The following is a 12,679-nucleotide window of genomic DNA, read 5'->3' on the forward strand; positions in this document are numbered from 1 at the left end:
CTCCACGAGCGTGTCAGCCGCGGAGCAAGCGGAGAGTGTTTTCGAGGGTTCCGGTGATGTACTCGGGGTTGCCGGGGCCGCAGGCGATGTCGACCTCGCCGTGGGCGTTGTCCCGGAGGTAGGTGAGGACCCGGCCGTGGTCGAGGCTGTCCACCGCGGTCAGCGGCATGCTGGCCGCCCGCCCGCTGCCGGTGCGAGCAGCGACGAACAGCTGGTGGCTGGCTTCCCGCCGCGACGTCATCAACGCGCGGAGCTGGTCGGCGGGGCTGGTGACGGTGTAGTCGCTGCTGGTGTCCAGTGTGTACGAGTCGCTGCTCTGGCCCCGGTCGTACTCGGCTTTCGGGACGGTGATCTCGTTGATGTTCGCGGCCGGGAAGTCCGGCAGCCCGTCGACGACGGCGCGGACCAGCTGTTTCGCGCCGATCGCCGCCAAGGTCAGCAGGTCGTCTTCGACGGTGGCGAGGACGGCGTTGCGTCCACGGCCCGTCAGGACCGCGAGGGTGGCCCGGTCACGGCCGCGCCGGTCGGCCGACCAGCCGTAGCATTCGGCGTCGGCGTTCGCGACCGCCAGCATCAGGTCGCGGAACTCCCCGCTGACCCGGCCGGTCCGCAGGTTGTAGAACCCGGGTTCGGCCAGCACCTGACGCGTCAGGTCGTCCAGGCGGCCGGCGGCGTCGTTTTCGACCCACACGTCCACGATGCCCAGCACCGGATGCGCCGGGCCGATCCGTTCCCACTCCCAGGCTTTCGCGACCGCCAGGCGCGGCAGGGTCACCGGTTTGTCGAGCAGCATCACGTTGTTTCCCCTCGATACAGCGGATGCTGCTTACTTGCCGATGACCGGCGGCGTGGCTTTGCCGTCGTAGCCGAACAACGCGTTCGGGTCGGCTTCCCGCAAATAGGACGCGGCCTTCTTTTCCTTGCCCTCCTCGCCTTTGCCGCCCTTGCCTGCCCCTCCGGCCATGGGCATCCCGTTGGCGCCCTTGGCGCCGGCTGCGCCGGCGCTCGCTCCGCCGCGGGCCCCGGGCTCCGGTTCGCCGAACCGGCCAGCCCCCGTCGACTTCCCCGCCTCGGCCGGACCGCCGCCGCGCACGGAGGCACCGGGACTGCCGTTGCCGGAGCCTGGTGTTCCGGTTCCGCCGCCGGGCCCGAAGGATCCGGGCACGCCGCCGACGTATCCGGGGTTGCTGTAGCTGCTGGAACCGCCCGGTCCGGAACCGGGGACGTAAGCGGAACCGGAGCCGGTCGGCCCGAACTGGGCCGGGGTGTTGTTCACGCCGGTCGAGCCGGGCGGGGCATATCCGGAGGTGTGCGTGCTGTCGCCGCCGTGCGCGGCGGCGGGCACATAGGCCGGAGGCTGCTGGCCGCCGGGCGCGGGATGCTGCCCGGTGCCGTAGTTCCCGGACGGGGGCGGCTGCGCTGCTGTCGAGCCGGAATGGCCGACCGGCCGGGAGGAGTCCGCTTGGTGTTCGCGGGCTGCGATCTGCTGCTGGCGGGAGTCCTGTGTGCCGCCGACTTTCCCCGGGTCCTGGGCGGGTGTCAGGGCGTAGGTGTCGTTGGAGGAATCGGGAACGTCCCCGTAGGCGACGGGCATCTTCTGGGCGTGACCGTCGCTGGTGCCGGTGAACCCTTGATAGACGGCGTTGTTCTGTTCGACGGCCGCGTTGCGGGCGTTGATGTTCTTCTCGGTGTCGGTGTCCCAGGGGGTGGCCACGTCCCACCCGGACCGGGACGGCGGGGTATCCGACACGTCGTGCAGCGAATCGCGGGTCGAGGTGAACGCGTGCGACTGGTCGGCGAGGGTGTTCTGGCTGTCGTGCAACGCCATCGACGCCGACGCTGCGACGTCGGCCAGCGGACGCAGCGATCCACGTGCAGCGTCCCCGCTCTGACCCGACCAGGCGCTCTCCAGTCGGCCCACTGTCGTCAGGGTGTCGGATTCGATGCCCTGCTGCTCGGCGGACTGGAGGGACGCCGCGTGCTGCGCTTGCCCGAGGCTGTCCGGCCCAGGGCCCGCTTTCACCCGTCGCACGAGTTCGCCGGGCAGGATGATTTTTCCTTCGGCCTGCATCTGCTTCAGGACCGCCATGTACGCGTCGGTCAGCGACATGCTCACGCACCGCCCTTCAGCGTGGTGACGGCCAGATCGGCGACGTGTTGTGCGTCCTGGCAGGGATCGACGTTCTTTCCCGTTTGAGAATCGGCCAGTTTCACGTCGACTTCGAACGCGGCGTTGTCGGCGATGCCGATCGCGACGCTGCATCGGCCGGTCGACCGGTCGTCGGTCGGGCCGTACGCCACTACGGGGTAGCCCTGAACCGGCGCCAGTTCTTTGAAGAACCCTTCGTTCTTCTTCGCGTAGACGTGGCCGAGACCGTCCGTCCAGGCATACACCAACTGGACGCTGACACCGGACCCCCGGTCGAGATTCGCCCAGTGACACTGTTTGGCGACCCCGGTGTCCCGCGACGGCTGCACATCGAGCGATGCACCGGAGAACAACGTTTTCAGCTGGGAATCGGTCAGAACCTTGCAGGGATCGCCCTGGATAAGAGACGCGGGCAGCGGGTCCGCGATCTTAGGAGCCCCCGTCGAGGGCTGCTGAGCGTTGCTGCTCGACGACCCGGAACCGGGCAGAGACTGAGCGGGAGGATCCGCCTTTCCCCCGCCGCCTCCGCAGGCGGTCAGTCCGGCAGCCAGCAGCAGCGCGAACAAGGGAATCCAACGGTTCGAACGCATCAGAAGTGTCCTTCGCCCTGCTTGTTGAGGTCCTGGCCCGCCTGCTGGTCATGCGCATCGTGGATGCCGAGGGCTTCTTCCATTTTCTGTGTGACAGTGCCGAGGTAAGCGCTCTGCCGCACCAAGTGGCTGCGGTAGGAATTCCCGGAGTTGTTGCTGGCATTGGTGTTCCGCAGCGAGGCCGGGTCCTGGCCAGGGGACACAATGCTCCACATCGGGACAGCGGCATTGAGTTGAGCGTCGATACGTGCCCGCAGCTTTTTCAGATTTCCGAGTTCGGCGGTCATGGCGTCTTTGCTCAGATAGAAGCCGGGTGCACCGCCTCCGCCGGACGCGCTGCCACCGCCTCCGGACGAGCCGTCGGCGACGAAAAAGCTCGCTCCGGTGAGCATTCCGATGGTGCCGCTGTCTCCTGGTGGTGTCGCCTGTCCAGCCATCTGCATCCTCCCCTTGCGGCTAGCCGCGCCCATAGCTTCACTAAGCCGAACCGATGGTAGCCAACCCGCAACCCTGTGTCCCGTGAACTGCGGAGATCGACGTGCGGCCGGAGTGGTGCCTGCGATTCGGGCGACTTCGGCTTCCGGCTTCTGGTGGCGGCAGAGGGCCGTTTTGCAGTCAGCGGTCATCGTCGCCGCCCGCAGCGTCTGGTTCCGCGCGCGGCGGCTCGTGGCCGTTGCACATCGGGGAGAACAACCGGTTGTAGGAGAGCCCGAAGGCATGGGCGAAGGCGTGCCAGGTCGCGTCTGCGTTGCCGAGCGCGCTCTCTGTGCTGTGGGCGCGGAGCCGGACGGCTGCCAGCAGGTCATTTCTATGTCGTCCGGTGTTGCTGCTGACAGTTCGGCCAGCGGTGTTACCCGTCTCACCGCGGTCCGAAGTCCTCAATCGAGTACTGGTGGCGGAGATGCCATCAACGGCGTTGCCAGCTGTTGAGGTGTGCTTCGGGTCCGTACGGACTCCACCCCTTGAGGTACGGCTTGAGGTCGTCGTGGGTCAGTTCCGGCGGATCCGGCATCGCTGGCGGGGTTTCGGCCGGATCGGTGCCGGCGATGTGCCGGTCGATCCAGGCGAGCCATTCGCGGGCACCGGCGAGGTTCCCGTCGTCCGGGCGCGGGTTGGCCAGTCGTTGTTTCAGGGCCTCGCGGTATGTCCGCAGTTCGTTGGCGCGCCGCCAGCGTCCGACTTGCCGATCGAGGATCTTCGCGTAGTGCGCTTCGACCGCCTGCTGCTGGGCCACGTGCATGGCTTGTTCCCATTTGACCTGGCGTTCGGCTTTGGCGCGGGCTTCGTCGATCTCGCGTTGCCGGTCTTCGACGGCGCGGACCTCGACCTCGTGCAGGAGCGCGGCAAGTCCGTCTTCGACGGTGCGAACTTTGCCGTCCGCCCAACGGCATTGCCGGCCTTCCGAGCGGTATGCGGGCAGTTCGACGACGAGACGTTCGGTCTTGTCGGGGTCGCTGGACTGGGGGCTCACCTGCTGGATGGTGACAGTGCAGCTGAACCCGTCGACCACGATGTTCAGTTCGCCTTCTCGGCGTGAATAGCGAGGTCCGTCAGATCGAGTTCCGTATTCGTAGTATTGGTATTGACGGTGTTGCGACACCGGTTGGTCGGTGATCTTGTGGCCTCGTCGGGCAGCTTCGCCCGCGAGTCCCTGGAGGATCAGCAGGCATCGTCGTCGCAGGTCAGTCGGCATGACCAGTCGTGCTTTGTCGTCGCGCAGCCGGGCTACCACTGGGTGTGGAGAGCGGAGCGTTTCGGGTACGGGAACGGACGGCAGGTCAGTCTTGTCGTGTCGCGTGTTTGCGTGGCTGCCCTTGATCAACCGGATGTGCAGGTCGCGATCCCGGTTCCACTGCCGGATCTTCTCGATCCGATGCCCTTCGGGTACGAGGTCGTGCCGTTTGGCGAAGTCGACGACCTTCCGCCAGCGCACTATCTCGTCGTCCGATGGTGCCTTGACGACGACCAGTTTGTCGGTGCCCAGCCGCTCGACCAGGTCGATGGCTTCGGCCCGGCGTTGTTCGGCTGCCTCGATGGTGGCTTGGGGCGCGGACCGCCGCGGTGTCTCCGATGACACCCGGTCGGGGTCCCGAACCGTTGGCGTTCGGGGCGCGGTCCCGCGCGGCGTTGGTGCAGCGTCAGAGGCAGTGGTCTGAGTCTGCGATCGCTTGTCGGCGTGGCGTGGGTCGTCAGGGTGATACCCGTGATCGAGGTAGAAACGACCCGCTTCGGTCATCTCCGCCTGCCAGCGGCCGCCGCGTTTGCTGATCGTGATCAGTCCGCGGTCGCGCACGGCGTTCGCCGAATGCCGCAGCCGGTTGTGAGCAGGTCCGCTGAGATCCTCTGCGGCATCGACCCGCTTCAGCAGATCTAGCTGGCGCTCGTTGAGCGGTTCCCAACGCTTCATGAGGAGACCCCACCTTCTCGCTGGCCAGCGTTGTCGGGAAGCACCGTGAGGCGCTATCCGGAGACTCTGACAGTTACGAGGCCGACGGTTCGTTGAAAGGGCATTCGTCGTGTAGCACAGGGCAAGCGGGCTCGCCGTTGATTCGCTCGCTCAGACGTCTGAAGTAGTCGTCAGTGCCCATCACTGTCAGCGACACCGGTTCTTCGGAGATGCCCAGCGCCCGCGCCCCGTTGCCGACTTTCTCCAATGCCCGCCACACAGCTTGCCTGTAAGAGACGGCCGCCACAGAGAAGCTTGCTACCAGGAGACCCCAGTCGGATTCGGCTAGGACACCCGACGCGATGTCCAGTGCACGCCCGAATACCCCCATCTGGTGAGGCGTCGGGCTCTCTAGCATCATCTCTACTTCGACCTCGAACACCGCCACTCCGCAGATATTATGACGGGGCTTGCGCAGCGGAGGGAACTTCTCGATTTGACGAGCGCTCGAATGCATCTCTTGCTTGCGAGACATCTGTGCCTGGCTGGGTGCTTAGGTTGTGCCAAGCCTTGAAAAAGGCTGCTATCGCAGCTGGTCAGCGGGTTCTGTGAATAACCCACCATGGTCAGAGCCCCAGCCGCTTGCGCGATTGGGGCTCTTTTCCGTTGTCGGTCGTTCCTTTGCCCGGGGGCCGAGCCTCCGGACCCCTGCGGTGCCTTCGGTGCGGTTGGTCGGTGGGTTGCCTGTTTGGGGCGGGCGTGGAGTGGTGTGGGCCACAGTTGGTTTTGGTGGCTTGGTGGGTGGGGTGCTTGGGTGGTTTGTGCCTTGAACGGACTCTCGGGGAGTGGTCTGTGTTGTAGCGTCGGAGTGCGCAGTCGAATACGTACAGCTACTGCCGACAAGACCTGGGGAGGGCTTGATGGGGTTCACGACCGCGCTGGCCGCGCTCTTCGAGCGCGACGAGGAGCGTGACCGCGTTGGATGATGGCAGGTGGGGCTTCGAAGAAGCGGAGGACTGGGAATACGAGCAGCCCGCGCGTGCTGAGGAGCCAGCCCTCGACGAGGATCGGCTCGTGGGGCAGGATCCTGATCGGATCATCTCGGTCACGGTCTCGCCAAGCGCGGAAGTATTGACGGTAGCGGTCGATCGCGACTGGACAAGAACGGTCGACCCAAGGGGCCTGCATTCGAGTGTGCTCGCGGCGGCGAACGCGGCCACTATGGCCGCTCTCGCTCGCCAGATGGAAAACGTCCAGCAGAATCCGCCCGTCCCGCCTGACTTCGTCGGGAGTCAGTCAGGAGCGGCTGACGAGTCGCCGCTCAGTCCAGACGACATGCTGCGGCTGGTGGACGCGGCGGCCATCGAGATGAACCGTTTCACCGAGCAGGCGGCGGCGGTGGTCGATCGCCGGATCACCGCCGAGAGCGCCGGCGGTCATCTGAGCGGCGCGGCGATCAACGGTCAAGTGGTCGACATATCGATTGATCCGGCGTGGGCGGGCAGCGTCCGCTCCACCGAGATCGCGAGCGAGATCAAGGACGTGTTGCAGCAGCTTCATGCTGCCAACACACCGCCGGAAATCATCAACGGGCCGCAAGGGCCCGCGATCGCCGAGATCATGGGAATGCTCTACGACCCGCAACGGCTGTCGCGCCGAGTCGGCCTCCTGCCACCACTCAACGGAGAAACGACGGAGGAGCGACGCAATGACTGATGTAGCCGTAGCCTTGGCAGCTCTACGGTCGGACGCAGCGACCTGGGACCAGACCGCGGACGGGCTGCAGCCGCCCAAAGGCGCGATCGACCCGCTCGGTCTCGGTCCTCGCGAGGTGATGTCGTATGCCGCCTCACACGGCTTTGACCGGCTTTACAACCAGACGCGTTCCACCATGCAAGACATGATCAACCAGGCGGAGGCCAACTTCCGCAACCTCGCCGGTGCGCTGCGAAAAGCCGCTGACGTGTATGAACGCGACGAGGAAGATCACCAGCATCGCATCACTCGGGCAGGCGGACGCTGAGAGCGCGGTAACGGGGAGGGAATTTTCACGATGACCGCCGCAACCGGAGACGACCCGATCATCGACCAGACGATCGGCAAGCTCAACGAGGTCGAACACCTGGTCCAGCAACTGTTCGACAAGGTCAACGACGTTATCAGCTGGGTGCCGGGATTCCTGTCGGACCTGATCGAACCTATTCGCAAAGCCATGGACGATCTCAACAGGAAAATGGCTGAATTCTGGGAATCTTGCAAGCATTTCATGACTGACCGAGGGAGCCCTAGCAAGCTCAAGGCTACTGCGGCCAGCTGGTCGGACGGGGTTGGAAACCCCCTCGGCGATCTCGTCGGCGCGATCTCTCTCGACAAGCTCACGACGGAGATCGAGTGGCAAGGACGAGGGGCTGAGGCATACAAGGCCACGGTGCCGGCTCAGGCAAGCGGGTTGAACGCGCTGAAAGACCTGGGCTTGCAGATCCGAAACTCGCTGATCAACCTGGCTAACGGAATCGACAGTTTCTGGACTCAGCTCATCGGTGTGGTCACGGGGCTGGTGATCGCATTGGGTGTCGCCATCGTGAGCGCGGCCACCGTAGTGGGCATCCCGGCCGCGATCGTGATTCTGCTCGGCGCCATCGGGGCGGGCATCGCCGGGATTGTCACGACCATCTCGGCTGTCGACTCTCTGACGGCCACGGTAACCAACGAGCAGCAGGGAATCTTGGACAAGGTCAAGGCTCTCGGTTCCACCTGGTCGGTTTCCGATACGGGAGCCATGTCGAATCCGTCGGACTGGCGCATCCAGCAGTGATGAATCCCTACCCGCCCGCAATGGCTCCTGATCGCTGGCTGCCTCCGGGGCTGATGAGGACGATTCGTGCCACCACGATGCGCTGGGGCTTGGCGAGTGCCGTCCTCGGCCTGCTCATGATCATCGCGATGCCCGTATTCGGGTACCTTCTCCCGACTTCGTACGACGTGACGACAGTGGTCACGGTCGGTCTAGGGTCGCTCGCGTCGGCATTTTTGCTGCTGTCCGGAATCGGGATGCTGATCGCCCGTTCGTATGTGGCGACCGGGTATCTCCGGTATCGGAAAGAGTACCTGGCGATCGGAATCCAACTGGGAACTGTTATTCCTGGCTGGTTGGTGACCATCGCTTTCGTGCTCTGGTACATTGTCGTCGTTACAACGTCGGGCAACTACATTGGCCAGGAGCAACTGCACTTCACCGTGCCCATCGTTCTTTACCTGCTGCTTCCGGTTGTTGCGATGCTCATTAATTCGATCAATCTGATAATTGTATTTTCTCTGTTCTTCCCGTCGCCTCGCAGGCTGAGCAGGTACAGTTCCAGAGCGGCGTAACCGAGTCGATGGGCACCTGATGGGTGAGCTGGAGCAGCACTTCGAGGGCGACTGGAACGAGCCGGTGCGCGTCATGGTGCTGGGCCGGGTCAAGGTGCGGCGCGATCGGCGGCGGCGGGCTGACCGGTCACTCGGGTGGGTGGCGGAGGCTCTTCTTGAGATTCTCGCCCATCTCGCCTGGCCATTCATGGTGCTGTGGGAGTTCGTGACGGTTCCCAAGAGAAAAAGGAAACCGGTGGCAGTGCCCAGCGGACCGGCTCGTGGGCAGGCCTACGAAGCGGCCTCGAGGTTGAAAGGGCGGAGCGGCGAGATAGCCGTGGTGCGCGGGGCGGCGCGGGTGGCGTTGGTCGAGGTGGGGGATGCCGGGCCGGTCGTGGTGTGGCACGGGAGTGCGCAGTGGAGTCCTTCGCCTGCTTGTTTGTACTGGGAAGACGGTTCGATGTTGATGCTCGCGCCGCGGTGAATCGGTAAGCTGGCGGTCACTCGGGGTGAGGGGTGGACTGGTGCGCAACGAAGTCGGGTCGGTCGGCGGCGGTAGTTCTCTTGTGCAGGCGCAGTACATCGGCACGGTCAACCAGCAGCTGCCCGGACCCGAGCGAGTGGTGCCGCACGAAACGCCGCGGGCGTTGCGTCGGTTGGTCGGGCGGGAGAAACACGTCAAGGCGTGTCTCGAAGATCGGCATGCGCCGCTCGTGGTGTTCGACGGATTGACCGGGGTCGGGCGGCGGGCGTTGGCGCGGTATGTCGCTGAGCAGGTAAAGGACCGATATCCGGGTGGGACCTATTACACGGACTACGCGACTCACACGGTCGACGGGGAGACGGTGATTTCGGCGGCGCTGCGCTCATTGCTGCGCCGTGACGGGGTCCGTGACGAGGTGATGCCCGCTGAACCGGGGCTGGCGAGTCTGTGGCGGAGCCGGTCTTCTGGGGCGGCCGCGGTGATGCTGCTGGAGAACGTCACGGAAGCCGAACAGTTTCTGCAGTTGATGCCTGGCGGGCAGGATTGGCTGGTGCTCGTCGCGGGGCGGGTGGAGTCGCCGATCGAGGTCAAAGAGGTCGGCGGCAAGACGGTCAAGGTTGCTCCGCTCGACGACGCGCGGTCCGCCCAGTTGTTTCGCGAGCTGAGCGGACTGGACGGCGACGATCTGCTGCTGGCGGAAATTCTCGGCTACTGCGGCGGATTGCCGCTGGCCCTCCGGAACGCCGCGACGCTCGTCGTGGTCGGGCGGTGTCCTTCATTGCCGGAGCTGGCGGCCCGGCTTCGGCGTTCGCGCGCCGAGCTGATGCGGTCCGATCGCGGGCCGAAGAAGGGGGAGCCGGTGTTCGAGGCGACGTATCAGGAAGCGACGGAGCCGGCCCAGCGGGCGTATCGGCTGCTCGGCGCGTATCCGGCGATCGACTTCACCGCGCCGGTCTTTCGCCTGCTGATCGGGCTCGACGAGGCGACGGCGGGAGACATCCTCGCTGAGCTGGTGCTGCTGAAGGTGCTTCAGGAAGACCGCGGCCGGTACTCGATGCATCCGCTCGTCCACGACCATGCGGCGTCCCTTTCGGGTCTGGGCGACGAGGAGACGCACGAGGCGCTCGCCCGGGTGGTGCGAGGGTTCCGCAACGTCGCGTACTACGCGGACGCGGCGATGATCGGCACCAATCGGTACCGGGTCGCCGGTACTCCGGAGATTCCGAATCCCTTCACTGGCGATCGGCGGGCCAACGGGCTGGCGTGGTTCGAGGAGAACCGGCGCGCGCTGCACGAACTGCTGCCGGTGGCCAGGGAAATCGGCCTGGTTGACGAGATTTGGCAGATCGCCGAGTCGCTCGCGGCCTACTACTTCGATCGCAAGCGGCACGCCGATTCGCTCAGCAGCCTCCGGCACGGCATCAAGGCCGCGGAAGAGGCCGGGAATCGCGCGGCGGAGGCGCGGTTGCGCAGTCTGGCGTCGCGTCCGTTGACGGATCTCGAACAGTTCGAGCAAGCCGGGGACTTCGTGGAACGCTCGATCGAGTTGGCGGATCAGGACGGCCACCTCGTGTTGCGGGCATCGGTGCGGGAGTTCGCTGGCCGGTACCACGATCTGGTGGGCCAGCCGGAACAGGCGCAGCGGAGGTATCGCGAGTCGATCGAGCTGAACGAGGCGGCCGGGGAAGCGCGTGGTGAGGCGCTGAGCCGGATGTTTCTCGGGCAGTCGCTCGGTGACGCGGAGGGGCTGCGCGAGCTGGAGGTGGCGCACCGGACGTTCGGCGAGCTTGGCGACGGGCGGTTGGCTGCGCGCGCCTTGCTGATTACCGGGCAGGTGCGGATTCGCACTGGGGTGCCGGGCGGGATCGACGCGTTGACCACGGCGGCGGAGTCGTTCGAGGCGAGCGGGGCGACGTTCTACGAAGCGCAGGCTCGGGAAGCGCTGCACGCGGCGCTGGTCGAGGAGAGTCCGGAGGAGGCGCGTAGCCACCTGGAGCGGGCGATTGAGCTGTATCGAGAACTTGGCAGTCCGCGGGCGGGCAAGCTGGCGTCAGAAAACGACGGTGGTCTCGACGGAGCCGAGTCGTAGCGACAGCGGACGGTCGCCCTTCCGGCCGGTCGCCAGGCATGCGTGCAGGGCTGATGCCAGCGCGGCGAGGTCAGCGGAGCCGGTCACGGTGAACGTTTTGCCGTCCCGGGTGCGGGCGACGCATCCGTCCGCGGTGGCGGCTGCGGCCAGGGTGCAGGAGGGGTGGAGTCGCAATGCGTTGGCGCACCAGGCTTCTGGTGCTGAACGCAGTGCGGCTCTGGTGAGCACGGTGGCGTTGCCGATTCGGCCGAGGTTGTCGTCGCTTTCGTCGGCTATCACGTGTCTCAGCTTGGTCGAGGCTCGTGCGGAGTCCGGTTTCCATTCTTCTACCGAGCGAGGGAACCGGTGCAAGGTAAGCGAATCCGGGTCGGTGAACTCCGGATAAGCGGTGAATGCGAGCGGAACGGACTGGGGCGGTTCTGGGTCCGGTGCGCGCAGCAAGGAGAGGGGGCGGGGTTCCAGGCCCGCTAGACGGAGTACGAGCGCGTGCAGTTCAGCGGTCGCGCCGTGCGGGTTGGCGAAGGTGCGCTCGGCGAGATCTTGTTGCCAGGGCTGGGTTTCCGCCGCCTCGATCTGGTCTCGCAGCGGCTGGTTCCAGTTGAGCCGGGACGCGTGCTGGCCGAGCAGTTCGGCACTGGTACCGGGCACGACCTCGGTGCCGAACGCGCCGAGCAGCAAGGGCCGTCCGGTCGCGGCGGCCAGCAGGGAGACCGAGCCGTGGTCGCCGATGACGACGTCCGCGGCGACGATCGCGGCCTGCCATCCGCGTTCCGGCGGGAGGAGCAGTAACCCGGCGTCTTCGGCGGCGGCGAACCAGGAGTGGATCTGGAAGGGCCGGTAGCGCGACCAGACGTTGGGGTGCAGCACGAGGCCGACGGCCGCGGCGTCGTAGTCCAGGGCCGCCAGCAGTTCGGCTGGAAGTCGTGGGCGGCGGCCGATCAGCGAGGTTTCTCCCCAGGTGGAGCTGATCAGCACGAACTTCCGGCCGGTCACGCCGAGGGCGGCGCGGTAGTGGTCGCGGTGCGGTTCGCTCCGGAGCAGTTGCTCGAACTGCGGATCGCCGACGAGGACGGTTTGTCCGTCGGTCAGCGGGTCGGCGTCGTGCAGTTGCTGCTGCTGGCTTGGGTGAGAGAGCGCCATCAGCACCCGTCCGGACCGCAGCGCTGCTGACGGGATCAGCCCGGAAAGCCGCGTGCCGGCGGAACCGGAGTCGGGAACGTACTTGTGGAATCCGACGCCGTGCGGAAGGACGAGCACCGGCCCGGAGACGTGGTCGAAATCAATGTTTTCGCTGGCTGTGATGGCGAGTGCGTAATTGAGTTGCGGAACATTTTCCCACGGGGTGTGATGCGCTTCCGCTCGGGCGAGCAACTCCTCGACGCCCGCGCTGAAGCGGGAGCCGCGGTCGACCGTGAAGGTGAAGCGAATCCGCTGGTCATCCTGGAAGAGACGGCAGACTTCGAGCAGCTTGATCGCCGAAGTCCAGGTGCGCACGACCCCCAGCACGACGACCGGGTCGAAAGTCCGCCACCTGCTTTGCTGCTTTGCTGCTTTGCTGCTCAATTCAATTCTACCAAATCCGTTCCTGGAATTCCTGGTCAGAACCTTACCCGGCCCTGATCGTGGTGAAGGG

13 protein-coding genes are annotated in these 12,679 nt (G+C 65.8%); 6 read left to right on the top strand and 7 right to left on the bottom strand.

The genetic code is table 11. From position 1 onward, the window contains the following. Window positions 1–13: 13 nt before the first annotated feature. The 6 genes from D0D37_RS19440 to D0D37_RS19470 form a co-directional block, all read right to left on the bottom strand. Window positions 14–793: an ESX secretion-associated protein EspG gene (locus D0D37_RS19440; protein ID WP_116201979.1), complete on the bottom strand. Its 780-nt coding sequence runs from the start codon at window positions 791–793 to the stop codon at window positions 14–16. 33 nt (window positions 794–826) lie between these two features. Next, the gene (locus D0D37_RS46695; RefSeq protein ID WP_162834322.1) at window positions 827–2,116 is read right to left on the bottom strand and encodes a hypothetical protein; all 1,290 of its coding nucleotides are present in this window, start codon (window positions 2,114–2,116) and stop codon (window positions 827–829) included. Then, window positions 2,113–2,739: a DUF3558 domain-containing protein gene (locus D0D37_RS19455; RefSeq protein WP_116201982.1), complete on the bottom strand. Its 627-nt coding sequence runs from the start codon at window positions 2,737–2,739 to the stop codon at window positions 2,113–2,115. Before D0D37_RS19455 ends, D0D37_RS46695 begins: the two co-directional genes overlap by 4 nt. After that, window positions 2,739–3,176 carry a PE domain-containing protein gene (locus tag D0D37_RS19460; protein WP_162834323.1) on the bottom strand — a complete coding sequence of 146 codons (438 nt, stop codon included), beginning with the start codon at window positions 3,174–3,176 and terminating at the stop codon, window positions 2,739–2,741. The genes D0D37_RS19455 and D0D37_RS19460 overlap by 1 nt, the downstream gene beginning before the upstream one ends. Before the next feature lie 470 nt (window positions 3,177–3,646). Then, window positions 3,647–5,146: a hypothetical protein gene (locus D0D37_RS19465; protein WP_116201984.1), complete on the bottom strand. Its 1,500-nt coding sequence runs from the start codon at window positions 5,144–5,146 to the stop codon at window positions 3,647–3,649. A gap of 73 nt (window positions 5,147–5,219) precedes the next feature. Then, window positions 5,220–5,573, bottom strand: coding sequence for a hypothetical protein (locus D0D37_RS19470; protein WP_162834324.1), 354 nt, complete (start codon window positions 5,571–5,573; stop codon window positions 5,220–5,222). A gap of 521 nt (window positions 5,574–6,094) precedes the next feature. Here D0D37_RS19470 and D0D37_RS19475 point away from each other — a divergent pair. From D0D37_RS19475 to D0D37_RS19500, 6 genes are read left to right on the top strand one after another with little or no spacing between them, the layout of a single operon-like run. After that, window positions 6,095–6,841: a hypothetical protein gene (locus tag D0D37_RS19475; RefSeq protein ID WP_244223579.1), complete on the top strand. Its 747-nt coding sequence runs from the start codon at window positions 6,095–6,097 to the stop codon at window positions 6,839–6,841. Next, window positions 6,834–7,148: a hypothetical protein gene (locus D0D37_RS19480; protein WP_116201986.1), complete on the top strand. Its 315-nt coding sequence runs from the start codon at window positions 6,834–6,836 to the stop codon at window positions 7,146–7,148. The genes D0D37_RS19475 and D0D37_RS19480 overlap by 8 nt, the downstream gene beginning before the upstream one ends. 30 nt (window positions 7,149–7,178) lie before the next feature. After that, window positions 7,179–7,940, top strand: a complete 762-nt coding sequence (locus D0D37_RS19485) for a hypothetical protein (RefSeq protein WP_116201987.1) — start codon at window positions 7,179–7,181, stop codon at window positions 7,938–7,940. Beyond that, on the top strand, window positions 7,940–8,494 hold the full coding sequence (locus D0D37_RS19490; RefSeq protein ID WP_208720043.1) for a hypothetical protein: 555 nt from the start codon (window positions 7,940–7,942) through the stop codon (window positions 8,492–8,494). Before D0D37_RS19485 ends, D0D37_RS19490 begins: the two co-directional genes overlap by 1 nt. Before the next feature lie 19 nt (window positions 8,495–8,513). Beyond that, window positions 8,514–8,957, top strand: coding sequence for a hypothetical protein (locus D0D37_RS19495; RefSeq protein ID WP_116201989.1), 444 nt, complete (start codon window positions 8,514–8,516; stop codon window positions 8,955–8,957). 40 nt (window positions 8,958–8,997) lie between these two features. Then, entirely contained in the window at window positions 8,998–11,046 is a 2,049-nt protein-coding gene (locus tag D0D37_RS19500; protein WP_162834326.1) for a hypothetical protein, read from the top strand. Here the strand turns inward: D0D37_RS19500 and D0D37_RS19505 are convergent. Then, on the bottom strand, window positions 11,008–12,609 hold the full coding sequence (locus tag D0D37_RS19505) for a hypothetical protein (protein WP_116201991.1): 1,602 nt from the start codon (window positions 12,607–12,609) through the stop codon (window positions 11,008–11,010). The two genes, D0D37_RS19500 and D0D37_RS19505, sit on opposite strands and share 39 nt — an antisense overlap. Window positions 12,610–12,679 lie beyond the last annotated feature (70 nt).

This window comes from Amycolatopsis circi (assembly GCF_003385235.1).
Taxonomy (GTDB): Bacteria; Actinomycetota; Actinomycetes; order Mycobacteriales; family Pseudonocardiaceae; genus Amycolatopsis; species Amycolatopsis circi.

What these genes read in the sequence shown, in the direction of transcription:
- D0D37_RS19480 (WP_116201986.1), top strand. Translation starts at nt 6,834, where the DNA reads ATGACTGATGTAGCCGTAGCCTTGGCAGCTCTACGGTCGGACGCAGCG.
- D0D37_RS19460 (WP_162834323.1), bottom strand. Translation starts at nt 3,176, where the DNA reads ATGGCTGGACAGGCGACACCACCAGGAGACAGCGGCACCATCGGAATG.
- D0D37_RS19485 (WP_116201987.1), top strand. Translation starts at nt 7,179, where the DNA reads ATGACCGCCGCAACCGGAGACGACCCGATCATCGACCAGACGATCGGC.
- D0D37_RS19465 (WP_116201984.1), bottom strand. Translation starts at nt 5,146, where the DNA reads ATGAAGCGTTGGGAACCGCTCAACGAGCGCCAGCTAGATCTGCTGAAG.
- D0D37_RS19490 (WP_208720043.1), top strand. Translation starts at nt 7,940, where the DNA reads ATGAATCCCTACCCGCCCGCAATGGCTCCTGATCGCTGGCTGCCTCCG.
- D0D37_RS19440 (WP_116201979.1), bottom strand. Translation starts at nt 793, where the DNA reads ATGCTGCTCGACAAACCGGTGACCCTGCCGCGCCTGGCGGTCGCGAAA.
- D0D37_RS19455 (WP_116201982.1), bottom strand. Translation starts at nt 2,739, where the DNA reads ATGCGTTCGAACCGTTGGATTCCCTTGTTCGCGCTGCTGCTGGCTGCC.
- D0D37_RS19495 (WP_116201989.1), top strand. Translation starts at nt 8,514, where the DNA reads ATGGGTGAGCTGGAGCAGCACTTCGAGGGCGACTGGAACGAGCCGGTG.